This is a genomic window from Tritonibacter mobilis F1926 (assembly GCF_000376545.2).
Taxonomy (GTDB): domain Bacteria; phylum Pseudomonadota; class Alphaproteobacteria; order Rhodobacterales; family Rhodobacteraceae; genus Epibacterium; species Epibacterium mobile.
Map to the genome: position 1 here is coordinate 2,384,485 of NZ_CP015230.1, position 25,499 is coordinate 2,409,983.

27 protein-coding genes are annotated in these 25,499 nt (G+C 58.7%); 4 read left to right on the top strand and 23 right to left on the bottom strand.

The window, feature by feature from the left end:
- Nucleotides 1-94: 94 nt before the first annotated feature.
- Together K529_RS11235 and K529_RS11240 are read left to right on the top strand one after the other, a co-directional pair.
- Nucleotides 95-1,402, top strand: a complete 1,308-nt coding sequence (locus K529_RS11235) for an ATP-binding protein (RefSeq protein WP_005628033.1) — start codon at nt 95-97, stop codon at nt 1,400-1,402.
- A 95-nt stretch (nt 1,403-1,497) separates the two neighbouring features.
- The gene (locus tag K529_RS11240; protein WP_005628029.1) at nt 1,498-1,905 is read left to right on the top strand and encodes a PaaI family thioesterase; all 408 of its coding nucleotides are present in this window, start codon (nt 1,498-1,500) and stop codon (nt 1,903-1,905) included.
- Between the two features lie 90 nt (nt 1,906-1,995).
- Here the strand turns inward: K529_RS11240 and folD are convergent, their stop codons facing one another.
- From folD to ruvC, 19 genes are all read right to left on the bottom strand, one after another.
- Nucleotides 1,996-2,898, bottom strand: coding sequence for a bifunctional methylenetetrahydrofolate dehydrogenase/methenyltetrahydrofolate cyclohydrolase FolD (gene folD / locus K529_RS11245; RefSeq protein WP_005628026.1), 903 nt, complete (start codon nt 2,896-2,898; stop codon nt 1,996-1,998).
- Between the two features lie 44 nt (nt 2,899-2,942).
- On the bottom strand, nt 2,943-3,248 hold the full coding sequence (locus tag K529_RS11250) for a chorismate mutase (protein ID WP_198528091.1): 306 nt from the start codon (nt 3,246-3,248) through the stop codon (nt 2,943-2,945).
- Between the two features lie 65 nt (nt 3,249-3,313).
- Nucleotides 3,314-4,990, bottom strand: coding sequence for a formate--tetrahydrofolate ligase (locus K529_RS11255; RefSeq protein ID WP_005628019.1), 1,677 nt, complete (start codon nt 4,988-4,990; stop codon nt 3,314-3,316).
- Between the two features lie 176 nt (nt 4,991-5,166).
- Entirely contained in the window at nt 5,167-5,748 is a 582-nt protein-coding gene (locus K529_RS11260) for an MOSC domain-containing protein (RefSeq protein ID WP_005628017.1), read from the bottom strand.
- Nucleotides 5,749-5,816: 68 nt separating this feature from the next.
- Complete coding sequence (locus K529_RS11265; RefSeq protein ID WP_227512318.1) at nt 5,817-6,518, bottom strand: hypothetical protein; 702 nt, start codon at nt 6,516-6,518, stop codon at nt 5,817-5,819.
- 183 nt (nt 6,519-6,701) lie between these two features.
- Entirely contained in the window at nt 6,702-8,615 is a 1,914-nt protein-coding gene (gene ftsH / locus K529_RS11270; RefSeq protein WP_005628012.1) for an ATP-dependent zinc metalloprotease FtsH, read from the bottom strand.
- Between the two features lie 89 nt (nt 8,616-8,704).
- Complete coding sequence (gene tilS / locus K529_RS11275; RefSeq protein ID WP_005628009.1) at nt 8,705-9,985, bottom strand: tRNA lysidine(34) synthetase TilS; 1,281 nt, start codon at nt 9,983-9,985, stop codon at nt 8,705-8,707.
- Nucleotides 9,976-10,830 (bottom strand): tetratricopeptide repeat protein, encoded by an 855-nt coding sequence (locus tag K529_RS11280; protein ID WP_005628006.1) that lies wholly within the window; start codon nt 10,828-10,830, stop codon nt 9,976-9,978. Before K529_RS11280 ends, tilS begins: the two co-directional genes overlap by 10 nt.
- A 5-nt stretch (nt 10,831-10,835) precedes the next feature.
- On the bottom strand, nt 10,836-11,336 hold the full coding sequence (pal, locus tag K529_RS11285) for a peptidoglycan-associated lipoprotein Pal (protein WP_005628003.1): 501 nt from the start codon (nt 11,334-11,336) through the stop codon (nt 10,836-10,838).
- 103 nt (nt 11,337-11,439) lie between these two features.
- On the bottom strand, nt 11,440-12,765 hold the full coding sequence (tolB, locus tag K529_RS11290) for a Tol-Pal system beta propeller repeat protein TolB (protein ID WP_005628000.1): 1,326 nt from the start codon (nt 12,763-12,765) through the stop codon (nt 11,440-11,442).
- Nucleotides 12,762-13,901, bottom strand: coding sequence for a hypothetical protein (locus K529_RS11295; RefSeq protein ID WP_005627997.1), 1,140 nt, complete (start codon nt 13,899-13,901; stop codon nt 12,762-12,764). Before K529_RS11295 ends, tolB begins: the two co-directional genes overlap by 4 nt.
- 13 nt (nt 13,902-13,914) lie before the next feature.
- Nucleotides 13,915-14,403, bottom strand: coding sequence for a protein TolR (gene tolR / locus K529_RS11300; RefSeq protein ID WP_005627994.1), 489 nt, complete (start codon nt 14,401-14,403; stop codon nt 13,915-13,917).
- 3 nt (nt 14,404-14,406) lie between these two features.
- Nucleotides 14,407-15,102 carry a protein TolQ gene (gene tolQ / locus K529_RS11305; RefSeq protein ID WP_005627991.1) on the bottom strand — a complete coding sequence of 232 codons (696 nt, stop codon included), beginning with the start codon at nt 15,100-15,102 and terminating at the stop codon, nt 14,407-14,409.
- Between the two features lie 114 nt (nt 15,103-15,216).
- On the bottom strand, nt 15,217-15,603 hold the full coding sequence (gene ybgC, locus K529_RS11310) for a tol-pal system-associated acyl-CoA thioesterase (RefSeq protein ID WP_005627988.1): 387 nt from the start codon (nt 15,601-15,603) through the stop codon (nt 15,217-15,219).
- Nucleotides 15,600-16,265: a hypothetical protein gene (locus tag K529_RS11315; protein WP_005627986.1), complete on the bottom strand. Its 666-nt coding sequence runs from the start codon at nt 16,263-16,265 to the stop codon at nt 15,600-15,602. Before K529_RS11315 ends, ybgC begins: the two co-directional genes overlap by 4 nt.
- Nucleotides 16,266-16,352: 87 nt before the next feature.
- Nucleotides 16,353-16,655: a nucleoside triphosphate pyrophosphohydrolase family protein gene (locus K529_RS11320; protein ID WP_065317486.1), complete on the bottom strand. Its 303-nt coding sequence runs from the start codon at nt 16,653-16,655 to the stop codon at nt 16,353-16,355.
- A 16-nt stretch (nt 16,656-16,671) separates the two neighbouring features.
- Nucleotides 16,672-17,691, bottom strand: coding sequence for a Holliday junction branch migration DNA helicase RuvB (gene ruvB, locus K529_RS11325; protein ID WP_005627980.1), 1,020 nt, complete (start codon nt 17,689-17,691; stop codon nt 16,672-16,674).
- Nucleotides 17,692-17,703: 12 nt separating this feature from the next.
- The gene (gene ruvA / locus K529_RS11330) at nt 17,704-18,393 is read right to left on the bottom strand and encodes a Holliday junction branch migration protein RuvA (RefSeq protein WP_046002098.1); all 690 of its coding nucleotides are present in this window, start codon (nt 18,391-18,393) and stop codon (nt 17,704-17,706) included.
- Nucleotides 18,390-18,887 carry a crossover junction endodeoxyribonuclease RuvC gene (gene ruvC, locus K529_RS11335; RefSeq protein WP_040642326.1) on the bottom strand — a complete coding sequence of 166 codons (498 nt, stop codon included), beginning with the start codon at nt 18,885-18,887 and terminating at the stop codon, nt 18,390-18,392. Before ruvC ends, ruvA begins: the two co-directional genes overlap by 4 nt.
- 371 nt (nt 18,888-19,258) lie before the next feature.
- On the opposite strand from ruvC, the gene K529_RS11340 reads away from it, so the two are divergent.
- Complete coding sequence (locus tag K529_RS11340) at nt 19,259-19,477, top strand: DUF1127 domain-containing protein (RefSeq protein ID WP_005621115.1); 219 nt, start codon at nt 19,259-19,261, stop codon at nt 19,475-19,477.
- 116 nt (nt 19,478-19,593) lie between these two features.
- On the opposite strand, the gene K529_RS11345 is transcribed toward K529_RS11340, so the two are convergent.
- The 4 genes from K529_RS11345 to K529_RS11360 form a co-directional block, all read right to left on the bottom strand.
- Nucleotides 19,594-19,941, bottom strand: a complete 348-nt coding sequence (locus tag K529_RS11345; protein WP_227431610.1) for a hypothetical protein — start codon at nt 19,939-19,941, stop codon at nt 19,594-19,596.
- Between the two features lie 112 nt (nt 19,942-20,053).
- A complete protein-coding gene (locus K529_RS11350) occupies nt 20,054-20,923 on the bottom strand; it encodes a 50S ribosomal protein L11 methyltransferase (RefSeq protein ID WP_005621108.1) in 870 nt (289 codons plus the stop codon).
- A 107-nt stretch (nt 20,924-21,030) separates the two neighbouring features.
- A complete protein-coding gene (locus K529_RS11355; RefSeq protein ID WP_005621104.1) occupies nt 21,031-22,266 on the bottom strand; it encodes an MFS transporter in 1,236 nt (411 codons plus the stop codon).
- A gap of 116 nt (nt 22,267-22,382) precedes the next feature.
- On the bottom strand, nt 22,383-24,590 hold the full coding sequence (locus tag K529_RS11360; protein ID WP_046002099.1) for a primosomal protein N': 2,208 nt from the start codon (nt 24,588-24,590) through the stop codon (nt 22,383-22,385).
- Between the two features lie 179 nt (nt 24,591-24,769).
- On the opposite strand from K529_RS11360, the gene fsa reads away from it, so the two are divergent.
- Entirely contained in the window at nt 24,770-25,423 is a 654-nt protein-coding gene (fsa, locus tag K529_RS11365) for a fructose-6-phosphate aldolase (protein ID WP_005632996.1), read from the top strand.
- Nucleotides 25,424-25,499 lie beyond the last annotated feature (76 nt).

The following is a 25,499-nucleotide window of genomic DNA, read 5'->3' on the forward strand; positions in this document are numbered from 1 at the left end:
GGCCTGCCGTGGTCTTGCCACAGTATTGAATATTCTCTTTCCAAGACCTGAACGACGGCTGCGCCGTCCTGATCGCGCGAAAGAGGCTCGCCCAATGAACATGCAGAATCTGACCGTCATGTCGCCCCCTGCCCCCAAAGGCCTGGCAGAAATGCGCCTGCCACTGGTGATGATGCGGGATATCCTGCTTAAGACGATGTTCCGCAAGAACATTGACATGGTAACAGAACTGGCGAGCGCGATCTGCCTGCCCACCTCGGTCACGCAGGAACTCGTGGACATGGCGCGTGAGCAAAAGCTCCTCGAAGCCACAGGTACGCTCAACGCCAACTCTGGTAATGAGATGGGTTATCAACTGACCGACGCAGGCAAGGCGCGCGCGCTGGATGCTTTGTCACAGTCGGAGTATTTTGGCGCAATGCCGGTCCCCTTGGATGTCTACCGTGAGCAGGTCAAACGCCAGTCGATCCGCAACATTATGGTGACACGCCAGCAGCTTACATCCGCGATGGGCCACTTGATCCTGCCGGATAGCCTGCTGGATCACCTCGGCCCCGCCGTCAGCGCGGGTCGCTCCATCCTGATGTATGGCCCGCCCGGCAACGGGAAATCCTCTATCTCCAACGGTATTCGCGACGCGCTCGGCGATCGGGTCTATGTCCCGCGCGCCATTGAATACGCAGGTCAGGTCATCACGGTCTACGATCCGATTGTCCACACCGAGGTCGAAGCCGAACCCGAAGACCCCAACGCCCTGCGAAAGCGCCGCCGCTTTGACGAACGCTATGTCTGCTGTGAGCGTCCCACGGTGGTCACCGGTGGTGAGCTATCCCTGTCGATGTTGGATCTCGTCTATAACCCGACCGCACGGACCTATCAGGCACCGCTGCAACTCAAATCCACTGGCGGTATTTTTATCGTCGACGACCTTGGCCGTCAGGCCGAAAGCCCGCAAGCGCTGGTTAACCGCTGGATTGTGCCGCTCGAAGAAAATAAGGATATTCTTGCTCTGCAATCGGGCGAAAAGTTCGAAGTCCCCTTTGATACATTGGTGATCTTCTCAACCAACTTCCATCCCAACGAGATCTTTGACCAAGCGGCCCTGCGCCGGATCTTCTTCAAAATCAAAATCGACGGCCCGGATCAGGAAAACTTTCTCAAGATCTTTGCGATGGTGGCCCGCAAGAAAGGCATGCCGCTGGACGAGGCCACCTTGGTGCATCTCCTCAAGAGCAAGTATCCAACCATCAACAATGTCTATGCGAACTATCAGCCTGTGTTCCTGATCGACCAGATGATTTCGATCTGTGAATTTGAGGGCATCCCCTATCAGATGTCGCCGGAACTGATAGATCGCGCCTGGGCGAATATGTTCGTCAAGGATGAAGTGATCGTGAAGTAAGCCTTTTCATGTGCACGCAGGGTGGTCGCAACGTTATGCGCCACCTCCTGCTCTTTGATCGATAAGATCAGCAGTTGAAAACACAGGGGCAGGAAATGGAAACACGTATCCGTCAGAGCTTCGCCAAACAGAGCATGATGCAAACCTTTGGTGCAGACCTAACGCGCGTCACAGAGGGTGAGGTGCAAATCACTGCGCCGGTTCTGCCCGGCAGTCGCCAACAACACGGAGTCGCCCATGCTGCGCTCACGTTTGCGCTTGGCGACACTGCCGCAGGCTACGCCGCGCTTACAAGAATGCCCAATGATCACGAGGTCATGACAGCCGAGATCAAGATCAACTTACTTGCGCCCGGCGCTGGGGATTACCTGCGCGCGACGGGCCGTGTGATAAAACCGGGTCGTCGATTGATTGTCGTAACCGCCGAAGTCCACGCGGTTACGGACGAGGAGGAGAAACTCATCGCCATACTGCAAGGCACTATGGTCCCCGTCGCACTCTGATTAGCCATCCGTCTACGCTCCCATTTGAACAAAAAAACTCCCGCTCGGTGCATCCGGCGGGAGTTTAGCGTTGAGCGATCTGGCTCCGATTTATGCCGTCAGCCCTTCAGGCTCCGCGAGGTTGTTCGCGCGGCAGCACGCAGTCACCGTATTGGCCAGCAGACACGCGATGGTCATCGGACCAACGCCACCGGGAACCGGGGTGATCGCCCCGGCACGAGCGGCTGCGCTTTCGTAGTGCACATCCCCGACAAGCCGGGTCTTGCCCTCGCCTTTCTCAGGCGCATCAATCCGGTTGATGCCCACGTCGATAACAGTCGCACCTTCCTTGATCCAATCGCCCGGCACCATCTCGGGTCGGCCCACGGCGGCCACAACGATATCCGCGCGACGCACCACATCCGGCAAATCCTTGGTGCGCGAATGAGCAATCGTTACGGTGCAGCTGTCGCCCAGCAAAAGCTGCGCCATTGGTTTACCGACAATGTTGGAACGCCCAATAACAACCGCATCCATGCCAGACAGAGACCCATGATGGTCACGCAACATCATCAGACACCCAAGCGGTGTACAGGGCACCATGGATTTCTGCCCGGTGCCCAACAGGCCTACGTTTGAAATGTGGAAGCCATCGACGTCCTTTTCCGGCGCGATGGAGTTGATCACCAGGTCCTCGTCCAGATGTTTAGGCAGCGGCAATTGAACCAGAATACCATGCACTGACGCGTCATTGTTGAGCTGGCCGATCAGTGCCAGCAGATCAGCCTCTGAGGTGTCGGCATCCAGCTTGTGCTCGTAAGAGTTCATACCGACCTCAACGGTCTGTTTTCCCTTCGATCGCACGTAGACCTGAGAGGCGGGATCTTCACCCACCAGCACAACAGCAAGACCGGGGGTGATGCCGTGCTCTTCTTTCAGGCGGGTCACATGTTCGGCCACCTGACCGCGGACCTTGGCCGCAAAGGCCTTACCGTCGATGATTTCTGCTGCCATTGTATCAATCCTTCTCAGGGTGCCGACCTCAGGGGTGGGTCAGCTCAAGTCTCTGGGATTTCACGCGCCTCACGCGAAATCGACCAATCCACCATATCGCGCCAAATGCATTCGACCAGCTGAGGATCGAGGCCCTCGGCCTCGGCCACGCGACACGCATTGGCGATGACTTCCTCCACCCGGGACTGGATACGCGCAGGCCATCCATTTGCCTGTTTCAGTGTCACGGCGCGATCAATGTAATCGGCGCGATCCCGAAGCAGTTTTACCAACTCTACGTCGATGGCATCGATCGCCTGACGCAGTTCGGACATGTCGGCGCAGTCTTGCGGCGGTTTGCGGTGGGTCATCTCTCTTTCAAAACTCCTGCGGCCCGAGGCATTTGCCCCGGGCCGCAGATTGCCCATTTCGAGCCTTAGAACAAGCCTTCGATCAGACCTTCTTCGTTTAGGCGGATGCTTTCCGCCGCCGGGGTGCGTGGCAGACCCGGCATGGTCATGATCTCGCCGCAGACAACCACGATGAAGCCAGCACCTGCCGAAAGACGTACCTCACGCACCGGAACAGAGTGACCAGTGGGTGCGCCGCGCAGGTTCGGATCAGTCGAGAAAGAGTACTGGGTCTTCGCCATACAGACCGGCAGGTGACCGTAGCCCGCCTCTTCCCATTCTTTCAGTTGGTTGCGGATCTTGGCATCAGCCAGAACCTCGTCGGCGCGATAAATGCGCTTGGCGATGGTTTCGATCTTCTCGAAGAGCGGCATTTCGTCCGGATAGAGCGGACCGAAGTTGGCGGAGCCGCCTTCGACCAGTTCCACGACCTTTTCCGCCAGCGGTGCAGAGCCCTCAGAGCCCAGTTCCCAGTGACGGGACAGAACCGCCTCAACGCCGTGGGAGGCCACATATTCCTTCACCGCGTTGATTTCTGCGTCGGTGTCGGTGACGAAGTGGTTGATCGCGACAACCGCCGGCACGCCAAAGGATTTGACGTTCTCGATATGGCGGCCAAGGTTCGCGCAGCCGTTCTTGACCGCATCGACGTTTTCCGCACCAAGGTCGGCTTTGGCCACGCCACCGTTCATTTTCATTGCGCGTACAGTTGCGACAACCACCACCGCAGATGGAGCGATGCCCGCTTTGCGGCACTTGATGTTCATGAACTTCTCAGCGCCAAGATCGGCACCAAAGCCTGCCTCGGTGACAACATAGTCGGCGACTTTCAGCGCGGTCTTGGTCGCGATGACAGAGTTACAACCGTGTGCGATGTTGGCAAACGGGCCGCCGTGTACAAAGGCGGGGTTGTTTTCCAAGGTCTGCACGAGGTTCGGCTGCATAGCGTCCTTCAAGAGAACGGTCATCGCGCCTTCGGCCTTGATGTCGCGGCAGTAGACCGGGGTCTTGTCGCGGCGATAGGCCACGATGATGTCGCCGAGACGCTTTTCAAGATCCTTCAGGTCGTTTGCCAGGCAGAGGATCGCCATAACCTCAGAGGCCACGGTGATGTCAAACCCGGTTTCGCGTGGGAAGCCGTTGGACACACCGCCGAGCGACGCGGTGATCTGGCGCAGGGCGCGGTCGTTCATATCGACCACACGACGCCAGGCAACGCGGCGGATGTCGATGTCCTGCTCGTTGCCCCAGTAGATATGGTTGTCGATCATGGCCGACAGCAGCGAGTGCGCCGAGGTGATTGCGTGGAAATCACCGGTAAAGTGGAGGTTCATTTCCTCCATGGGCACAACCTGCGCGTAGCCACCACCAGCTGCGCCGCCCTTCATGCCGAAGTTCGGCCCGAGGGACGCTTCCCGGATGCAGATCATTGCGTTCTTACCGATACGGTTCAGGCCATCCCCCAAACCCACGGTGGTGGTGGTCTTGCCCTCGCCTGCTGGCGTCGGGTTGATCGCGGTCACGAGGACCAGCTTGCCATCCTGATTGCCCTGCACGGAGTTGATGAACTCTTGGCTCACCTTCGCCTTGTCGTGGCCATAGGGCAGAAGGTCTTCGGTTTTCATACCCAATTTGGCGCCGATTTCCTGAATCGGGAGCTTGTTCGCCGCGCGGGCGATCTCAATGTCACTCTTATAGCTCATAGCCTAGTTTCCTAGATGTGGAGTTGCAGGGCCCGGTGGCGGACACCGAGAATGACTCTACGATTAGCGAGTCTGAAACAAACCGCGCCATTGGTTTCCGACATAATTGCGATCCAGAACGTCGCGGACCCTTTTCCCGAAACTATCGAAACAGGCCGAGATGCCATGCCGGGTCTTCAGTGCTCGCCGACCCAGGCTGGTTGATCGGGCACAAACAGGCGCAGACTATCACCGCGTTTCAGCTGTCCGGGACGTTCAACCCATGCGGTGACACCGCGCCGATTCTCGGCTGCGGTCTTGAACTTTGGCCCAAACCCGGTGTGATCTTTCTCAATCTCCCGGCCCGGCAGGACACAAGGACGATTCTCGATATCAACCGTAAGCGTCACCCCATCAGCCCCCTGCAGTCGGGCCGCTGGCGGCACATGTGTAAAGTCGGGGATGCCACGCAACACGATGGTCGCTCCCAGATGTCGCGGATCAAGCTGCGCTAGGCCCATATCCGCGGCGATCAAAGCAAGCTCTTCCTCCGAGACAATGGTCACCTGACGGGTGTTACGAATTTCGGTGCCTGGTGTGTAGAGATTTTTCACCCGCACACAGGACGGCCGCTGGGCTCCTTCGTGCCGCTCACCCGCGACACCGCTGAAACCGAAGTCCAACATGTCGCGGGCCTCGGCTTGAATACCGGCATTTGCGGGAACCATACCCAACCAAGTAATCTCACCCGAGAACTTGGTTTCACGTAATACGGGCATGTCGCTATCTTTCTGCTGTCGAAATATGCGGGCAGTCTAGACAAAGTTTCACCGACAACAAGGCGTGATCATGCTTTCTTATCTCGCCAAATTTGCGCCCCAACGAGACAGATTGACCATGCCACGATTGCCGCTGCGAAGAGCTCCAGCAGCTCCTCATAGACCATCGCGGTCTCTATAAGCTGCGGGTCGAGCGTCACACCGAAATCCGCAAATTTACGCCCGATGCCGTCGATGCTCTTGGCCACAACGATGGAACCAACAGCGAATACGCCCCCCCACGCCCAAGCACTCAGATGCCGCAGACCCGACATCAGAATGGGCACGTTTACCCGTAGCAATCGCCACAGAACGATCAGCACCAAGAGAATGACAGTAGCTCCGATGGCCTTCTCCCAAAGCGGCGCATCCCCCGAGTAGAGGCGTAGCTGTAAAATGCCTTCGCTTAGGAACCGCTTGTCGAAATCCAACTCACGGGCGCACAATAGCGAGAACAACATCGGAACCTGCCAGTGCTTTCGCAGTCCAGGCAGCGTGGCAAAATAGAACACCATGATGGCACACAACGCCCAAAGCGCGGCCGAGACTTTCTCAACCGGGCCGTCCTCATGCAAGCCAGAGTGAAAAGGCGTGTAATAAAAAGCAGTCGCCAGAACTGCAAATCCGACGCTAGCAGCAATCAATGCTGAAAACGCAACCGGCGCAGAAATGATTTTTGTCGCATGACCTGCCTGAGAGGCAGTCGCTACATGGGTCGTGTTTGAATGCATGAACGCACCAGAAATAGAAAAGCTTCTGGTGTAGATTTGAACTGCATGGTTCAGTTTCAAGGTTCATGTGACAGTTTAATGACAACACTCACGCCGAAGTGAATTATGCCTTCGCTGCAAAACGAAATAGCCGCAGGGACCCCTGCGGCTATTTCCTCATTCATCATGCACAGAGATCTGCCGTTACGAAGACGGCTCTGGCTCCATATCCCCTTCGGGCGGGGACTTTTTAGGTTTGGCCTTCGGAATTGCCGTGACAGAGGTCGCTCCGGTATCCGCATCATCATCGGCGTCATCGTCCGCCTGCGGTGGTTCACCGTTCATCACGCGTTTGATCTCTTCTCCGGTGAGGGTTTCATATTCCAGAAGACCCTGCGCCAAACGCTCCCACTCGTCTTTGTGCTCTTCCAGGATCTGATATGCACGTTTGTACGCATCCTCGATGAAGCGGCGCACCTCTTCCTCGATCAGTTCCTTGGTGTTGGCAGAGACGGAGAACCCGGCGGTATTCCCAGAGTAGCCCTCATGCGCTTCGGCGTAGTCGATATTGCCGACCTTGTCGGACATGCCCCAGCGCAGCACCATCGCTCGGGCCAACTGGCTGGCCTGCTGGATGTCGCCTGCGGGACCGTTGGAGACGTGACCTTCGCCGTATTTGATGATCTCGGCGGCCTTGCCCGCCATGGTCATCGCCAGCTTCTGTTCACATTCATCCTTGTGCCAGTTCAGGCGGTCCATTTCCGGCAAGCTCACCACCATACCAAGCGCACCGCCGCGGGGAATGATGGTCGCCTTATAGACGGGATCACACTCGGGCAGCTTAAGCCCCACAACGGCGTGACCGGCCTCGTGGTATGCGGTTTTTTCCTTCTGATCGGCGGTCAAGACCATGGAGCGGCGCTCCGCGCCCATCATCACCTTATCCTTGGCGTTCTCGAAGTCTTCCATGGTGACAAAACGACGCCCGACACGCGCGGCCATCAGCGCGGCCTCGTTCACAAGGTTCGCCAGATCTGCACCGGAGAAACCGGGGGTGCCACGTGCGATGATGCGCAGATCCACGTCGGCGCCCAGCGGCGTCTTACGGGCGTGCACACCGAGGATCTTCTCACGGCCTTTGATGTCGGGGTTGCCGACAGTCACGTTGCGGTCAAAACGACCAGGACGCAGCAAGGCCGGATCGAGCACATCCTTGCGGTTCGTTGCCGCCAGGATGATCACGCCTTCATTGGCCTCGAACCCGTCCATCTCAACCAGCAGCTGGTTGAGGGTCTGTTCGCGCTCGTCATTGCCGCCGCCATAACCGGCACCACGATGGCGGCCCACGGCGTCGATCTCGTCGATAAAGACAATACAGGGCGCGTTCTTCTTGGCCTGCTCGAACATGTCGCGCACGCGGCTTGCACCAACACCCACGAACATCTCAACAAAGTCAGACCCGGAGATGGTGAAGAACGGCACACCGGCCTCACCCGCGATCGCGCGTGCCAGCAGCGTCTTACCCGTGCCCGGAGGACCCACCAGCAGCGCACCTTTGGGGATCTTGCCGCCGAGACGAGAGAACTTCTGCGGGTTGCGCAGGAATTCCACGATCTCTTCCAGCTCTTCCTTGGCCTCGTCGATGCCAGCGACATCGTCAAAGGTGACGCGACCATGCTTCTCGGTCAGCATCTTGGCCTTGGACTTGCCAAAGCCCATGGCACCGCCTTTGCCACCGCCCTGCATGCGGTTCATGAAATAGATCCAGACACCGATCAGCAGCAGGAACGGCAGAAGAGTCAGCAGGAACGACTGGAACGTCGATTGCTGCTGTTTTTCCGCGCGCACGGGAATGTTGTTGTCGATCAGCATCTGGGTGACTTCAGCGTCTCCCGGCTTGATCGTGGTATAGCTCTGGCCATCGGAAGTCGTGTAGCGAACCTGTTCGCCATCCAGCGTCACAGTGCTGACGTTTCCACCGTCAACGGCGGTCACGAATTCCGAATAAGTCTTCTCGCGGCTCTGTAGTGTGCTGCCGGACCCGCTGAACAGATTGAACAGGGTCACAACGAGCAGGAACAGAACTACCCAGAAGGCGATATTGCGTGCGTTGCCCAAAATGGCTCTCCCAAGAATTCCAAGGACGCCACGGCACTAGCACGCGACGACCATCAGTTGCACCTAAAATAAGGATGATTTGGTCAGGTTCAATGCGATAAAGCGGGTCGTGCCCATGTCTCGGGCCGTCGGATTGCCGCAGCAACCCAGTCTGAGCGCTCCTCAAGCGGTGGAACGGCGATCAAGTTCGCATCCTGCCACACCGATGGGAGCGACTTTAGCAGCTCTCGCGGGGCCTCATATTGGCGCCAATCGTCGATCAATACGAGCCCATCCTCACCTAGCGCGCGAATCTCCACCTGCTGCGTCCAGTCCTTTGGTGCGGAAATTGCCCACGCCGCGTCCCAAGAAATATGTTTGCTGGCGCTTGGCAAATACGAGACACAGGCTTGACGCGCTGCGGCATACTCACGGCCGATCCAGATCTGACTACCGCGAACGACAATCTGACAGCCTTGCAAGGTCACGCCACGGCCGTCTTTCAAAGCCTGCAATGCATCCAGAACTGGCGCGCGTCGTGGCGGGTATTCTGCACCGTTCACATATGCGATTGCCGACAGCAGCATGCGGCGGGCCAATTCATCGTCAAGGGTGGTAAAGCCTGTATGATCAAGCACAACCATGCCCAGACGCACCTGTCCAAGCGTCGCGGCAGCCGCTCGCATTGCGGCCTCAAGGGCATCATCAGCCATCCGCATATTGTCAGCCACCGCCGTCAATGCGTCTACGGTCAGGCCAAGAGGTTCCAGTGCTTTCAGTGCATCGCGAACGCGGACGCGCTCAAATTTCATATCGAGATTGGAAGGATCGTCGACCCAGTTGATTTCACGGGCTGTCAGGTAAGAGCGCAGATCGCTGCGGCGAATTCCGAGCAAGGGACGCAAAATTTCGATGCCGTCCCGATGGTGGCGCGATGCCATACCGGACAAGCCGGCCACCCCAGATGCGCGTCGCAAACGCATCAAAAAAGTCTCGGCTTGATCGTCTGCGGTATGGCCGACAGCAACCGCTTCAACTCCACGCGCAATCGCCCACTCCCCTAACAATCGATAGCGGGCGGCGCGGGCTTCGGCCTGAAGATTCCCAGATTGAGCAGGATGCCGCCATGTTAGAATGTCATGCGACAGCCCGAGATCTGCGGCCTGCTGTGCGACCCCTCGTGCCTCGATCAGCGAATCGGTACGGAAGCCATGGTCCACAGTGGCGATCGCAAGGTCTGCACCGTTCTTGCGCGCCAGTGCCGCAAGCAAATGCATCAACGCAATAGAATCGCTGCCACCAGAGACAGCGATGCCGAGCTTTGAGGGCAATACACCGATACGAGCCCTGATCTCAGCGATCAGGGCCTCTTCTGTCGGTGTCAGGAGCACGCCAGTTTAGACCGCTCCGCCTCTGCAGCGGTCACCGCAGGATCATTGGGGAAGCGTACGGCGACTTCAGCCAGCGTGATGCAAGCCTGATCGGTCTGTCCCAAACGCCCCAGCGCGGCGCCCAGTTCAAACAATGCTTCGGGTGCAATGGCGCCAGCGGTATCACCGGTGAAAGCCGCCAGGTAGGAACGCGCAGCTTCGCGCGTGTCACCCAACCCGTCCTGCGCCTTGCCAAGGCCAAAATCTACTTTGGCGGTCAGTGGGCTTCCTGGGTAAGCAAGCTTGAAATTCGCAAACCGATCCGCAGCGGCCTGGTAATTTTTAGCTTCCAGATCGCTCATCGCCAATTTGTAGTCGGCCTCTTCACCAACGGCGAGTTCACCGCCCCCCGGAAGCGCACCACTCTCGCCACCAGTTGCGGGCAATGTGGCCTGACCGGTATCTGTCTCTCCCTCGACGTCACCACCCAAGGTGGTGGTCTCTCCGAGCTTTGACAGGTCTCCGCCTTCCAATTCGACAAGACGGAATTCCAGATCGCCAATCCGGTTGGTGCCGTCTTTGACAATGCTCTGGACGCGGTGCTGCAATTGTTCCGTCTTGGCGGTAAGCCTTTGCAGCTCCGCCTCAATCGCCGTTACGCGATCCAGAACGGACGACCCTGCCAGCGACGCGGACGGCGCGCCCGTAGTCGACAGCTCCCGATTGAGACGCTGTACTTCCACATGCAGAACCGTCAGCTCCTGACGGATATCCGCCAAGGTTTGCTCCCGGTCCTGCGCCACGCCGGGGATGGCGCTGACCGCAATCAGCGCCGACGCCAGCAAGATCTGCCGCAAATTACTCATCCGTCTCAGCTCACTGCGCCACCCGCCAGCACGGTCACCGCGCGACGGTTTTTGTTGTAGCAGCTTTGTTCAGAGCAAATCTCGATCGGGCGCTCTTTGCCGTAGGAGACCGTCTGAATGCGGCTGGCTGCGACGCCCTGAGAAATCAGGTATTCGCGTGCAGAGTTCGCACGGCGCGCGCCAAGCGCGAGGTTGTATTCACGGGTGCCGCGTTCATCCGCGTGGCCCTCGATGGTGACCACATAGGCCGGGTTGGCCGTCAGCCAGCGCGCCTGACCGTCAAGGATCCCCTGCGCCTCCGGCGAGATGCTGGACTGATCTACGAGGAACAGCACGCGATCGCCGATGGCTTCGCGGAAATAGGCCGGGCTGGACGGGTCTGCCGTGCTACCGCCACCGATGCCAGTGCCGCCATTGCCAGCGTTGGTGTCATCCCAACGTGCATCAGAACAGGCCGCAAGGGCGAGGCCCGCGACCAGAAGGATTGCTTTATTGATACCGCTCATTTGAAATCGCCTCGTGTGATCGGACATTTCTTACCGAAGTGTTAGCACATTGTACCCGACCGCGCCACGGTCTTGCACGCGTGGTATGCGGTCGGGCGGTTCATTAGTTTTGCAACGGGGACCAAGACGGATCAGATGCGCCGTCCGGGGTTTTTACGGGCTTCAGGTTGCGCCCGGAAATATCCACCGAATAAAGCCGCGCCTGACCGCTGGCACCTTGGGTTTCACGGGTGAACATGATGACCCGGCCATTGGGCGACCACGTCGGCCCCTCATCAAGGAACGATGCGGTCAAAAGACGCTCTTCGCTGCCATCTGTACGCATGACGCCGATATGGAAACGGCCCGCGTTCTGTTTCGTAAAGGCGATGTAATCGCCGCGTGGGGACCAGACCGGAGTGCCATAGCGCCCCTGTCCAAAGCTGATCCGCTTTGCTTCGCCCCCAGACACCGGCATCACATAAAGCTGCGAGGTCCCTGAACGGTCGCTCTCGAACACCAGTTGGCTGCCGTCGGGCGAGAAAGATGGAGCGGTCTCAATCGAGGGCGCACTGGTCAGCCGTTGAGGGTTGCCCGAGTTGATATCCATCGAGAACAGGTCCGTATTGCCACCTGCGGATTGAGAATAGACAATGGTGTGGCCATTGGGCGCAAATCGGGGCGCAAAGCTCATGGAGCCGTTTCCTGCCGACAAAATCCGGCGCTGCACCCGCCCCACATCCAGAACATGGATCTGCGGAAAGCCGCTCTCATAGCTGGTATAAAGCACCCGGTCACCCGTAGGCGAGAACCTTGGGGCAAGCACAATCGACTCGGAATTGGTCAGATACTGCACGTTGGCCCCGTCGTAATCCATGATGGCAAGGCGTTTCTTGCGGTCATCCTTCGGGCCGGTTTCCGAGACAAAGACAACACGGCTGTCAAAATATCCGCTCTCCCCGGTCAGGCGCGAATAGATCGTATCCGCCACCTTGTGACCAATGCGGCGCCAGCCATCAGTGGTGCCGGAAAGCTGCAGACCCGACCCCAGTTCTTGCCCGGCGAACACATCATAGGCGCGGAACCGCACGGTGATCCGGTTGCCGGACAGGCTGACCGAACCGGTAATCAGCGCCTGTGCGTTTATCGCTTTCCAATCGGTGAAATTCACCGCCGCATCAAAGTCTGTGTAGGGCGAGATATACGCCACTTTGGGGATCTCGCGGAACAGGCCTGAGCCGACCAGATCCTCTGCAATCACCCGAGCAATATCTGCCGAGTATTGCGCCGCCGCAGGAGATTCGGCGATGAAATCGGGCACCGCAAAGGGTAACGGCTCAATCACCCCGTCGGTGATCTCAATCCTGAGCGGCCCGTCCTGTGCCTGCACCGCCCCAACGGGCAGCAGCATCGCAAGGCCAAGGAGTACTGTCGCTATCGCGTTTCTCATCTGATCCGCATTCCTTCGGGATTAAATGTCATCTCAATATCACGCCACTGCGCATATTTGTCAGCCGGAAGATCAAATCCTCTTGATCCACAGCGGATGATTGCGCGGCGCGCGGCCTCATAGGCCTGCTTTGCTGAACTGTCAGATCCGCCGGAGCTGGACAGCATGCGAATTGAGCCGATATCCGGCATACCTTCACGAGAGAGCGTAACACCAACGACGACAGATGTGCGCAATGCTTCGCTGGACAATGAGCCAACGTTCCAACATTGCGACACCGCGACCCGCAGCGCATCTTTCTCTCCCCGCGTCATAGGTGGACCAGAAGGCTCTGGTGCTTCCACTTCGCCCGATCCCGCCAGCGCCTCAGCCAGCGCATCATCCACAGCAGAACTCTCAACCTCCGGGTTTGGTTCCGGCGATGGAGTCGTTTCTTCTTCGCGCGCAGCGGTTTGCGTTTCAGCCTCAGGCTCAGGCTGCGGGCGATTCGGACGCGTTCTTGGACGGACGCTGGCCAACGGGGCTGTGGGTTCAGCATCATCTGCTTCGGCTTCAGTCACGATCCGATCGCTGGCCGCCTCTGGGGCGGTTGCCTCTTGAACCGGTTGATTGGCTTCAGCCCCCGCATTAGGTGCAACCTCTTCCTGCACCACATCGGAAATTTGCGTGTCGGGTTCTGGTGGGCGCACGGGTTCCGGCGCGACGCGATCCGTTTGCTGCGCGGTTTCAGGCTCTGCTGTCTGCGGCAGATCGGTCACAATCTCGGGGACATCCGGCGCATCGGGTATGATGCTCGGCACCTCTGGCACAGGTTCCGGCGCAGGCGGTTCTGCCTCCGCGTCCTCTGTCGGTGTTTCAATCGGCTCTGGTTGCACGCGGGGCTCTGGCGTCGGCGTTGGACGCTCCGGAATTGCAGGTGTGCTCTCCGTGACAGCGGGTTCTTGCGGCGCAACAGGTTCGTCGGCCACTTCAGGTGCTGCTTGCTGCTCGCTCAACCGGGCAAACTCTTCAGCCGAGATGATTGACACATCCTGGCTTTGGAATGGCAACGGCTCGGGATTGAGCCACCCACCCACAAGCGCCCATGTGATCAGGAGACCGTGCCCTGCTACAGAGATCTTCGTGCCGGTTTGCACATTATCACCCGTATTACTCGCCCGGAGCGGCAGGCCGCCCGTCGAACGCAGGTCCGCCTGTATCCGTCACCAGACCCACATTGGCAAATCCGCCCGCATTGAGTGCGCCCATCACCTGCATCACATCGCTATAGGCAATCGCCCCATCCGCGCGCAGATAGACTCTGTCGGACGCGCGCTCAGCCGCGATCGCACGCAAGCGTGCAACGAGTTGATCCCGCTCAACCGGCGTCGTTTGGATCTGAATGTCACCAGAGGCCGTCATCGTCACAGTGAGTGGCTCTTCGTCGTCACCCGACAACGCGCCCGCCGCCGTCTTTGGCAGCTCCACGGGAACGCCCACGGTCATCAAGGGCGCCGCCACCATAAAGATGATGAGCAACACCAGCATCACGTCCACAAACGGCGTGATATTGATTTCCGCCATAGGCCGGGCACGAGAGCGCCGCCGACCACGCCGACGTCCACCGCCCGCGTCTTTTTGCTGAACCGCTGCACCCATGGCTCAGCTGTCCAACTGGCGCGAGAAGATCGTGGCGAACTCGTCGGCAAAGGCCTCATAGCCACCAATAATCCGATCCGAATCTGCAGAGAGCTTGTTGTAAAAAATGACCGCCGGAATGGCCGCCAGGAGCCCCAAGCCCGTCGCCAAGAGGGCCTCGGCAATGCCCGGTGCCACCACGGCAAGGTTGGTGTTTTGCTGCTCTGCGATCTCGATGAAGGCATTCATGATGCCCCACACGGTCCCAAAGAGACCAATGAAAGGCGCGGTAGAGCCAATGGTCGCAAGAATTTGCAGCCCACCTTGCAGGCCTTCGCTTTCCTTAGAGATCGCCACATCCATGGACCGATCTATACGCGCCTGTGCTCCGGGGATCAGCGCGCCATCCGTGCGGTGACTGCGACGCCATTCGGTCATGCCAGCAGCAAATATGCGTTCGGAATGCCCCGACGGATCTGCTCCGATGTCCTCATAGAGTTCATCCAGCGGATTGCCTGACCAAAACGCGCGTTCAAACACCTGCGCTTCACGTCGTGCAGACCGATAGGTAATCAGTTTTTGCGCGATAATCGACCACGACCAGATCGATGCCCCGATCAGCATGATCATCACTAATTTTACAGTGAGCGTCGCCCGCGCGAACAGCCCCCACATGGAGAAATCAATCTCCTGTGCCAGTGCCAGAGTTTCTGCTTCCATTTGCCTGCTCTATAGCCAGTTGCCACGTCGTTTTGGTTGCGCGGCCTAATTGGGGCGGACGCTAGCGCAAAACAAGCGCCATTGCCAAGGAAACAGGGGGATTGCCGCCTATTGTTACAAGGATGCGCGAACTTCTGCCGGAAGACGCACCGGTTTGCCGCTGTGCATATCCATGCAGACAGCTGTCACCTTGGCGCGAAACAGCTCGCGCCCCTCTCGCCGGACGATTTGCGACATGGTCAGCCGGGCTGTGGTCATTTTCTCAGGCACGGTTTCCACGGTAAGCTCATCCTCAAACCGTGCAGGCGAGAGGTAATCGGCCTCAATTCGGGTCACCACCCAAACGATGCCAGCATCGCGCATCGCATTTTGGTCAACCCCTAAACGGCGTACATAGTCGCTGCGTGCGCGCTCGATGAACCGCAGGAAATTGGCGTGATAAACAACGCCGCCCATATCGGTGTCTTCGTAATATACCGTGATCGGGAACTGATGGGTCATACCTCACCATCCGCGTTCTCTGAATGCGGCGCTTGCAGCCTCGCATAGAGCCTCAGCGCATGACTCGCGTCTTGCGCCGCCACAGGCATCATCCGATCGTATGCGGCGGCAATCACCCCCGCGATCTCCGGGCGCAGGATCGTATTGCCATTCTCCGGCAGGACCGCCAGCGGCGACACCTCGGCAAAGGCACGCTCGCCCCACAAGAGCATCACCTGCACCGCTTGGGTCAGCGCGAGTGTCTCGGCCGGGACTTCTGCCATCGCACCTTTCATGCGCAGAAATACAAATGCCGCTTGAATGGCGCCCTGATCGTCAAAGCGGAACGCGCGGTACTGGCTGGCATCTTCCTTTGCAAGACGGTTCACAAGCGGGGCGAGCCCGGGAATCATGCGATCAAGGTCTGGAACCTCCAGCAATTCCCCCCACTCCCGGAAGAAGAAAAACATCAGGTTCGCGCCGAGCTCAGGATCTGTTTCTGCCATCTGATGCCCTGCGAGCGTGACCACAGCCTCAACCGCACCTTTGACCGTCACCAAGGTCTCATCGGTGACACCAAAGACGATCGGAGCAATCGGGCGTCCCCAACGGGCAAAGGCATAAGTCCCATCTTCCCGGGTAAACAGCGCTTCGATTTCCTCTGGCAGCAGGAGTGCAGACATGTGCGGCCTCGTCATATTATTCGCTCGTCGGGCGTTTGTACGGGCGTGTCAGGACTGCAGCAAGGGGGAAGTCTCTTTGCCCTTCCGTCACTTATCCTCAGTCAGGTAAGCACCCCATTTGCGCTCAAACGCTGCACCCGCATCAATGCCTTGCCAGTCCGCAAACAACAGCAAGAAGCCAAGAAGGTCTGCAACCTCATTTTCGAGATCGCTTTTGCTGCCGTCCTTGCGGGTCTGCCCCGCAAGGCTCAGATAAGCAGATGTCACCTCACCCAGCTCTTCGGTCATTTTGCCCAGATACCACGCAGCATCCCGCGTAACGCCAAAACGCCGCGCATAGAGGTCAGAAACCTGCTTTGCGGCACTGGTTAGCTGGGTGAGATCCCGCACAGCGCGCTCCTGATTGTCATTCAAAGAGATCGTTTTGCGATTTCGGTGGTGCAATACCGAGATGTTGCCATGCCTTTTGTGCCAACATCCGTCCGCGCGGCGTACGCTGGATCAGCCCTTGCTGCAGCAGATACGGCTCAATGACCTCCTCAAGCGCGTCGCGACTTTCGCTCAATGCAGCGGACATTGTCTCAATGCCGACAGGGCCGCCGCCATAATTCTCGGCAACCAGTCGTAAATAGCGCCGATCCGCACCATCCAATCCCAGCTTGTCCACACCAAGACGCGTCAGCGCACCATCCGCCAGCTCTCGGGTGATCGTTCCATCGCCCTCGACAACCGCAAAGTCCACCACGCGGCGCAAGAGCCGCCCAGCGATCCTTGGGGTGCCGCGCGCGCGCCGCGCGATCTCACGCGCCCCTGCATCATCAGCAGGAGCACCTAATTTGCGGGCATTGCGGCTGACGATCTCAAAGAGCTCATCCACAGTGTAGAACTGCAGCCGCGTCGGAATGCCAAACCGGTCCCGCAACGGCGTGGTCAAAAGCCCCATGCGCGTCGTTGCCCCCACCAATGTGAAAGGCTGCAACTCAATGCGAACCGTACGTGCCGCAGGCCCCTCGCCGATCACCAAATCCAGTTCGAAATCCTCCATCGCCGGATAGAGAACTTCTTCAACGGCCGGATTCAGGCGGTGGATTTCATCGATGAACAACACATCGCGCGCCTCAAGATTGGTGAGGATCGCAGCCAGATCGCCCGCCTTTGCAAGCACCGGCCCGGAAGTCATGCGAAAGTTCACGCCCAACTCGCGCGCCACAATCTGCGCAAGCGTCGTTTTCCCAAGCCCCGGCGGGCCATGAAACAGGGTGTGATCCATCGCCTCACCGCGCCGGCGGGCAGATTCGATAAACACCCGCAGGTTGGCGCGGGCCTCCGCCTGACCGATGAATTCGCCAAGACCCTGCGGCCGCAAGGCGCGGTCGTTGTCTTCGGGCAGCGGATCGGGGCGCAGGGTGGGGTCCGCGTCAATCATTCACTCGTTCCCTCAGTCTTTGGGTGCCAGCAGGCGCAACGCTGCGCGGATCAGCTCTGCCTCGCCTGCTTCCGGGTTACCGGCAGCCGCCTCAGCCACCGCACCTGCGGCATCAGAGGGGCTGTAACCGAGGTTGCCCAATGCCGACAGTGCGCCAGCCGATGCGGCCGCCGCGCCGGTGGGGGCTTTGGGGGCGGCTTTGCGCGCGGGTTTCACCGGCGCATCTGAGGCTGGCTCGACCACCGCCTCCAGATCGGGCCCCTCCAATGCCTCTGTAATCGTGCCACCCATCGCCATCACAGACGGGGCTTTGTCCTTGAGGTCGAGAACGATCCGTTGTGCGGTTTTAGGGCCAACCCCTTTGGCCACTTTCACCGCAGCCCAATCTCCCAGCGCAATCGCGCGGCTAACGCCTTCGGGACCAAGCGCACTGAGGATTGCCAGTGACACTTTAGCGCCAACGCCCTGCACCGACGTCAGTAAACGATGCCATTCCTTCTCCACCAAGGAGGTGAACCCAAAGAGCTGCATCAAGTCTTCGCGCACCAGTAACTCGGTATAGAGTTGGACTGCCTCACCCACGGATGGCAGGCTCGCGAGCGTGCGGTCAGAGCAATAGACGATGTAGCCGACGCCACGCACGTCGATCATCACATGGTCGGGTGCCCTATACTCAAGCCGCCCGGTCAGTTTTCCGATCATGCGCCTACCTCTTTGAGTCGCCGCTGGTTGCTGCCCCCGTAATAGGCATGACAGATCGCAATCGCCAGTGCATCCGCCGCATCCGCGCCTTTGGGGGCACAGCCCGGCAGTTGCAGTTTGACCATATGCAGCACCTGTTCCTTTTCGGCATGACCGACGCCCACCACCGTCTTTTTGACTCGGTTGGGCGCATATTCCCCGGTGGGCAGTCCGGCCTTGGCCAATGTCAGCAAGGCCACCCCTCGCGCCTGACCGAGCTTGAGCGTGCCAGCCCCGTCCTTATTGACGAACGTCTGTTCAATCGCAGCCTGATCCGGCTGATAGGCGACAATGATCTCGGTGACCTGATTGTGCAATGACAACAGCCGTTCTCCCAAATCATCTCCGTCAGAGTGGCATAGTCCATTGGCAACATGGCTGAGACGCGCGCCATTTGATTCGATGACGCCCCATCCAAGGGTTCTGAGCCCCGGATCGATCCCAAGTATTCGCATCTCACTGCCCGATTTTTGTGTCTGGTTCTTACAATTTGGTGACCCGATTAGCACAAAACGCGAACACATCCAATCTAATTCGCCCCCGGTCCAATCTGCCCAACACGCCGCACTTCGATGTTTTGGTCCAGACGCTGGCAGAAATTTTGCGATTTATGAAACAAATACGACACGCCGAAATGCAGCAACGACACCAATTCCTGTAAAAGGTACAGAAGGCGTCAAACCCCTTATTCGCAGGGCTTTGAGACATGCAAAAATCGCATGGGTCGCATGCAATTTCACCCCTTGCGAGAGCAGATTTCGACCTCTATTTGCCGCTCACCCGCACCAAAGCGGACAACCGGATAGCACTTAGAAAGACACTAGATATGGCTGCAATCGACACCACTCGCACCGCGCAAGGCACCTCCGGCCTGATCGGCCGTATCGGCGCTCTTGTTCACACCACATCTGCCAAGCTCATGGCATGGAACGACGCCCGCCTGACCCGCAAAGCGCTGAGCGCGCTTTCGGATCGGGAACTGGCGGATATCGGCCTCTGCCGTGGCGACATCGACCAGATCAATTCAGACTCGCCGCTGGTCTGACAGAAAGCGTCAGATCATCTGTCATGTTTGGCAGGTCCAAATGAAAACGCCGCGTTCCGGATAGCCCGAACGCGGCGTTTCTATCTCTATCAGGGTAAAATGACCCTGTGATGCTGTCAGCGCAGCAATGGTCGCAATTCTTCTGCGATCCGATAGGAAACCGGGTCTCGCTGCATCAGGAACGCACCGCCGCGCTCAATCACCGAGCCTTCACCCAGCTGCGCCACACGATAATCGTAGCTCGCGTACCCAAGCGCCGCCATCAGGAAAGCCTTAAACATCAGGCCAACCACGACAAACAGAATGAAGACCTTCCCGGAAATTCCGGAACGGACGACTTTCTGTGGCTCGACAACAATCAGCCCATCCGAACGCATACGCGCTCTGAAACCATGCGCAGCTTTGGCATGTTTTCGATCCAACTGACGAAGTCGGTTTCGAAACTCCGCGTGTTGATGGTTCATAAAACGTAACTCCGAACTGGCCCCCACCAGCGGATGAAAAGAAGTTACGCTAGGACAACGGCGAAGTCATGGCGATTGTGTAAAATTTGCCTAAATGGCCACCGATCTTCGATTACTTGCGCAAAATCAGCGTGGTCCATTCACCAATCTCATCACGTTTGACAAGATTGATGCCATTTTGTGCATAAACCGAAATCACATCGTCCGCCTGCTCGTTCAGGATGCCAGAGAGAATCGCATAGCCGCCATCACGCAAATGGGCCGCAATATCGGGTGACAGGGCAACCAAGGGCCCTTTGAGGATATTTGCAAAGATCAGATCATAAGGCGCGGCGGCCTTTAACGCAGGAGCGTCAAAGCCTGCAGCTTCTAGGCATTCCACCGCGCCCTTCATGCCGTTGGCCTCCATATTGGCCTCAGCCACGTCGACCGCGACTTGATCAATGTCGCTTGCAAGGATCTGCGCCTCCGGCCAGACGCGCGCGGCCGCCATCGCCAGAACAGCCGTACCGCATCCAATGTCGGCAACTTTCTCGCCGTTGAGCCCTTCGCCGAGCAGATGATCCAGCGCTTTTAAGCAGCCCAAAGTCGTGCCGTGGTGCCCAGTACCAAAGGCCATCGCCGCCTCAATCAAAAGCGGGATTTTGTCGCCGGGCACTTTGTCTGCATCGTGGCTGCCATAGACAAAAAAGCGCCCAGCCTCCACCGGTGCCAACTCACGGCGCACATGCGCAACCCAGTCGGTTTCTGGCAGTTCTGAGACGGCAAACGGTTTTGCCTTATGCAGTGTGGCGAGCAACGCGAGGCCTGCTTGGTCCGGAGCTTCGGTGAAATAGCCTCCCACCTCCCACAAGCCTGAACCATCCTCGACCTCGAACACGCCCACACCCGTGGGTTCCGGGTTCAGACGTTCCATCGCATCGCCCAGTGCCTCGGCCTGAGCTTTTCCGGTCAGCGTGGTGAGGGCGGTGAATGTAGGCATGTCGGGATCTCCGAAAGAACATGATGGCGCATAGGTTGCTCTGCGCCTACGCGAGCCGTGCACATATGGTCAAGGGGCGAGCGGGAAACTTGACCACGCCGGCCTCGCTATTGTGCCAGCGTCGGGGCCTTTAAGCGGGCAAAGATCGTTTCATTCCCGGGTTCAGGATGACGCGGGATCATCAAGGACAATATCAAAGACACAAGGGCCATAAGTGCGGCCAATGCAAAGACCATCGCCGGAGACGCCACCCACAACAGACCAAGCAACACCGGCAAGAAAACCGCAGCAATATGGTTGATCGTGAAGGCCACGGCAGCGGTAGGGGCAATATCTGCTGGGTCTGCGATCTTTTGAAAATAGGTCTTGAGCGCCAACGCCAGTGCAAACAGGATATGGTCCACCACATAAAGCGCCGCTGCGAGCATCACGCCCCAGCCGAACCAATAGATCCCGCCATAAAGAGCAAAGACCGTGGCCAGACCGGCGTACTCAAAGATCAAGGTCCGGCGCTCCCCGAAGCGGGATACAAATCGCCCAAGCATCGGTGCAGCCACCATATTGACCAGCAGGTTGATCAGATAAAGGCTGGTTAGATGATGAACCTCGAACCCGAAGCGCTCGACCATCATGAAGCCTGCAAAGACCACAAAAATCTGCCGCCGTGCTCCCGCCATGAACTGCAGCGCGTAATAGAGCCAGTACCGGCGTCGCAGCACCATCTTTTTGTTCTGAGGGGTTGGGCCATCAAATTGCGGGATCGCAAAAAGGCAGAACAGGGCCACCAGCACTGTAAAGCCTCCTGCCGCCATGTAGACAGCGTTGTAGGACAGATTGAGTGGCTCCCACAGCACGACAATTACGCCATAAACCACCAATGTTGCGGCGGAACCGGTTGCCACCAACCAACCCAGCATCTGCGGCGCGCGTTCCTTGGACAACCATTGAAGCTGCAAGGACTGTGCCACCGTTTCAAAGTAGTGAAACCCGATAGAGCTGAGGACGGTGATAACCAAAATACCCTGAAGCGTCGGGAACCACGCCGTCACCGCCGTCGCAGCCCCAAGCAAGGCGAGGGATAAAAGCCCCAAAACCTGCTCGCGCATAAAGATGATCAGGAAGATCACCAAAAACGCCAGAAACCCCGGAATTTCGCGCAAAGTGTGCAGCACGCCAATGTCAGCGCCGTCAAAGCTTGCAACTTCAATGACGAAGTTATTCAGCAGCGCTGACCACGTATTGAAGGCCACCGGCATAGCAATCGCCATGAGGAATAGCAGTGTGACAGGGCGGCGCCAGAACGGCAGTGCGCGGGACTGTTCGAGGGTGACAGGCGTAAACATAGCTTGGCTTTAGAGCGCTTTTGGCAGCCGGGCGAGAAAAGAATTGTATCAAAACCCGCTGCATCGCGCACAGGTCTCCCTGCATTTCTGCATCCACACGCTCTGTGCCGGGCGTTCTACAAGAAGTTCTGCGGGTCAATATCCACATTCAGGCGCAAATCGCCCCTGAGCTTGAATGGCGCAGTCCATCGGGTAATTGCATCTTGCAAAGGCACGCCCTTGTCGGCCTTAACCAGCAGCCGCACCCGATGACGCCCGCGCACCCGCGCAATCGGGGCTGGCGCCGGTCCGAAGAGCTGCGCACCGACCTGCCGCAACGGCCCGTCGTTTCGCGCCAGCGCACCGCCCAGATCAAAGACCTGCGCCAGATCTGTGCCCGACAGGATAATCCCCGCCATACGTCCATAAGGGGGCACACCTGCCGCCTGTCGCTGTTCGGCCTCCGCACGCCAGAAACTTTCTTCGTCACCTGAGAGGATCGCACGGATCACCGGGTGCTCTGGCTGAAAGCTCTGCATCAAGGCCTCGCCTCGCCGTTCCGCTCGCCCAGCGCGCCCCGCCACCTGCCGCATCAACTGGAACGTGCGCTCTGCCGCGCGCAGGTCCGACCCCTGCAGGCCAAGATCTGCGTCGATGACCCCCACAAGCGTGAGCAGTGGGAAGTTGTGCCCCTTCGCCACAAGCTGCGTGCCGAGGATGATGTCCGCCTCCCCAGCGGCGATTTCTTCGATCCGCTGTTTCAGCGCGCGAGCCGAGCCAAAGAGATCAGAACTGAGCACCGCGATGCGAGCCTCCGGGAAAAGTGCCGCCGCCTCTTCGCCCAGCCGTTCGATACCGGGGCCTACGGGGGCCATCTTGCCTTCGACCTTACAGGATGGGCATTCGGTCGGCACCGGTTTGGTTTCACCGCATTGGTGGCACATCAGACGTTTCATGAACCGGTGCTCCACCATGCGCGCATCACAATTGTCGCAGGCCACCTGCGTGCCACAGGCCCGGCAGATCGTCACCGGCGCAAAGCCACGCCGGTTCAGGAACAAGAGGGACTGCTCGCCGCGTTCGAGCCTGAGCTTCATCGCGTGTTTCAGCGTCGGCGATATCCACGTTGAGGGCAAAAGCTCCTCGCTGCGCATATCAATCGCACGCATTTCGGGCAGCACCGACTCGCCAAAGCGCGACGTCAGATCGAGGCGCTGGTATTTGCCCGCCTCCGCGTTAGCCCATGTCTCAAGGCTCGGTGTCGCTGATGCCAGCACCACCTGCGCCTGACACAAGGACGCCCGCCAGACCGCCAGATCCCGCGCGTTATAAAGTACCCCTTCTTCTTGTTTGTAGGAGGTGTCGTGCTCTTCATCGACGATGATCAGGCCAAGGTCGCGAAACGGCAGATAGAGCGATGAGCGCGCGCCGATCACCAGCTGCGCAGCCCCCTGCCCGACCATGCGCCAGACCCGGCGGCGTTCGGTCATGGTCACGCCGGAATGCCACTCGGCTGGCACCGCGCCGAAACGTGCCTCCACCCGTTTCAGGAACTCCGCTGTCAGCGCAATTTCAGGCAGCAGCACCAAGGCTTGCCGGCCCTTGCGCAGGCAGGCGGCTACAGCCTCAAGGTAAACCTCCGTCTTACCGGAGCCGGTGACACCCTTCAGGAGTGTTGTACCGTAGCGCCCCCCATTCACCCCTGCCTCAAGTGCGGCAGCGGCGGTGGCTTGATCTTCCGAGAGAGTCTTACCCGGCAGCTCGGGATCTAACGGTGGGAATGGCAGGTCACGAGGGGCTTCTTCCTCGCGGATCGCGCCCTGCTTGACCAAACCTTTGACCACGGAGGCCGTCACACCCGCGAGGCCAGAGAGTTCCGATGCCGTAAAGGCCGCGCCTTCATATTCGTCCATCACGTCGAGCACCTTGGCGCGCGCATCGGTCATGCGGTCGGGTTCACCATCCCCTCGGCGCAGGACCTTTCGCATCGACGGCGGGTCCGCCAGTCCCGGGGCACGCGTTGCCAGCCGCAGCATCATCGACATCGGCGTCAGCGTGTATTGGGCCGCACGTTCCAGAAAACTCCGCATTTCCGCGCGCATTGGGGCCAAATCCAGCACCCGGATCACCGAACGCAGTTTTGCTGCGTCGAAATCACCTGCCCCCGGCCCCCAAACCACGCCGACAACTTTGCGCGGCCCCAAAGGCACTTCGACAAAGGCCCCAAGGAAACAGCCCCCTTCGGGCGCGCGATAATCCAGCAGGCGGTCCAAGGGCTGCGCTGTCAGTACCCCAACCCGCTCACCTTGGGCAAAAAACTCCGGACTGTCGCCTTGCTGCGTCATTCTTCGCGTGACCCTGCTCTTTTTTCCTGTTCCAGACGGTAGGCGCGCGGAACTGTTTACGCTAACATGCGCGCGGACGCGCCCTGCCCCGCCTCATGGTCTTTCGCACTTTCCGCCGGACCTCCTATCAGGTAAAGCCAAGGCGCACCGAGGCCAAGCCATCCAGAGGACCAAAGCCCATGAAATTCTTCGTAGACACCGCCGAAATCGATGCCATTGCCGAGCTGAACGATCTTGGCATGGTCGACGGCGTCACCACCAACCCCTCCCTGATCAAGAAATCCGGCCGTGACATTATCGAAGTCACGAAGGAAATCTGTGATCTGGTCGACGGCCCGGTGTCCGCCGAGGTCACCGCGACCGACGCAGAGACAATGATCGCTGAGGGGCGCAAGCTCCTTGAGATCGCGGAAAACATCACCGTCAAAGTGCCGCTGACGTGGGATGGCCTCAAGGCCTGTAAGACCCTGACCGACGCTGGCCACAAGGTCAATGTGACCCTGTGCTTCTCTGCCAATCAGGCGCTCCTGGCCGCCAAAGCGGGCGCAACTTTCATTTCGCCCTTCATCGGTCGTCTGGACGATATCAACATCGACGGCATGGAGCTGATCGAAGATATTCGCACCGTCTACGACAATTACGGCTTCCAGACAGAGATCCTCGCAGCCTCGATCCGGACTGTGAACCACATCCTCGACAGTGCCCGTATCGGTGCAGATGTGATCACCGCCCCACCGGCTGTGATCAAGTCGATGGTGAACCATCCGCTGACCGACAAGGGTCTCTCGGCCTTCCTCGCCGACATCGAAGCCGCTGGCATCAAGATCCTCTGATCTCTGATTTCAGTGCAAATTAATTTGGTGGCGCTCCTTTGGGGGCGCCATTTTCATTTGCAATCAGCATGTTGTC

Bases quoted from the DNA above. Each gene is read 5' to 3' on its own strand.
- K529_RS11235 (WP_005628033.1), top strand. From the start codon at position 95: ATGAACATGCAGAATCTGACCGTCATGTCGCCCCCTGCCCCCAAAGGC.
- K529_RS11240 (WP_005628029.1), top strand. From the start codon at position 1,498: ATGGAAACACGTATCCGTCAGAGCTTCGCCAAACAGAGCATGATGCAA.
- folD (WP_005628026.1), bottom strand. From the start codon at position 2,898: ATGGCAGCAGAAATCATCGACGGTAAGGCCTTTGCGGCCAAGGTCCGC.
- K529_RS11250 (WP_198528091.1), bottom strand. From the start codon at position 3,248: ATGACCCACCGCAAACCGCCGCAAGACTGCGCCGACATGTCCGAACTG.
- K529_RS11255 (WP_005628019.1), bottom strand. From the start codon at position 4,990: ATGAGCTATAAGAGTGACATTGAGATCGCCCGCGCGGCGAACAAGCTC.
- K529_RS11260 (WP_005628017.1), bottom strand. From the start codon at position 5,748: ATGCCCGTATTACGTGAAACCAAGTTCTCGGGTGAGATTACTTGGTTG.
- K529_RS11265 (WP_227512318.1), bottom strand. From the start codon at position 6,518: ATGCATTCAAACACGACCCATGTAGCGACTGCCTCTCAGGCAGGTCAT.
- K529_RS11280 (WP_005628006.1), bottom strand. From the start codon at position 10,830: ATGAGTAATTTGCGGCAGATCTTGCTGGCGTCGGCGCTGATTGCGGTC.
- pal (WP_005628003.1), bottom strand. From the start codon at position 11,336: ATGAGCGGTATCAATAAAGCAATCCTTCTGGTCGCGGGCCTCGCCCTT.
- tolB (WP_005628000.1), bottom strand. From the start codon at position 12,765: ATGAGAAACGCGATAGCGACAGTACTCCTTGGCCTTGCGATGCTGCTG.
- tolR (WP_005627994.1), bottom strand. From the start codon at position 14,403: ATGGGTGCAGCGGTTCAGCAAAAAGACGCGGGCGGTGGACGTCGGCGT.
- tolQ (WP_005627991.1), bottom strand. From the start codon at position 15,102: ATGGAAGCAGAAACTCTGGCACTGGCACAGGAGATTGATTTCTCCATG.
- ybgC (WP_005627988.1), bottom strand. From the start codon at position 15,603: ATGACCCATCAGTTCCCGATCACGGTATATTACGAAGACACCGATATG.
- K529_RS11315 (WP_005627986.1), bottom strand. From the start codon at position 16,265: ATGTCTGCACTCCTGCTGCCAGAGGAAATCGAAGCGCTGTTTACCCGG.
- ruvB (WP_005627980.1), bottom strand. From the start codon at position 17,691: ATGATTGACGCGGACCCCACCCTGCGCCCCGATCCGCTGCCCGAAGAC.
- ruvA (WP_046002098.1), bottom strand. From the start codon at position 18,393: ATGATCGGAAAACTGACCGGGCGGCTTGAGTATAGGGCACCCGACCAT.
- ruvC (WP_040642326.1), bottom strand. From the start codon at position 18,887: ATGCGAATACTTGGGATCGATCCGGGGCTCAGAACCCTTGGATGGGGC.
- K529_RS11340 (WP_005621115.1), top strand. From the start codon at position 19,259: ATGGCTGCAATCGACACCACTCGCACCGCGCAAGGCACCTCCGGCCTG.
- K529_RS11345 (WP_227431610.1), bottom strand. From the start codon at position 19,941: ATGAACCATCAACACGCGGAGTTTCGAAACCGACTTCGTCAGTTGGAT.
- K529_RS11350 (WP_005621108.1), bottom strand. From the start codon at position 20,923: ATGCCTACATTCACCGCCCTCACCACGCTGACCGGAAAAGCTCAGGCC.
- K529_RS11355 (WP_005621104.1), bottom strand. From the start codon at position 22,266: ATGTTTACGCCTGTCACCCTCGAACAGTCCCGCGCACTGCCGTTCTGG.
- K529_RS11360 (WP_046002099.1), bottom strand. From the start codon at position 24,590: ATGACGCAGCAAGGCGACAGTCCGGAGTTTTTTGCCCAAGGTGAGCGG.
- fsa (WP_005632996.1), top strand. From the start codon at position 24,770: ATGAAATTCTTCGTAGACACCGCCGAAATCGATGCCATTGCCGAGCTG.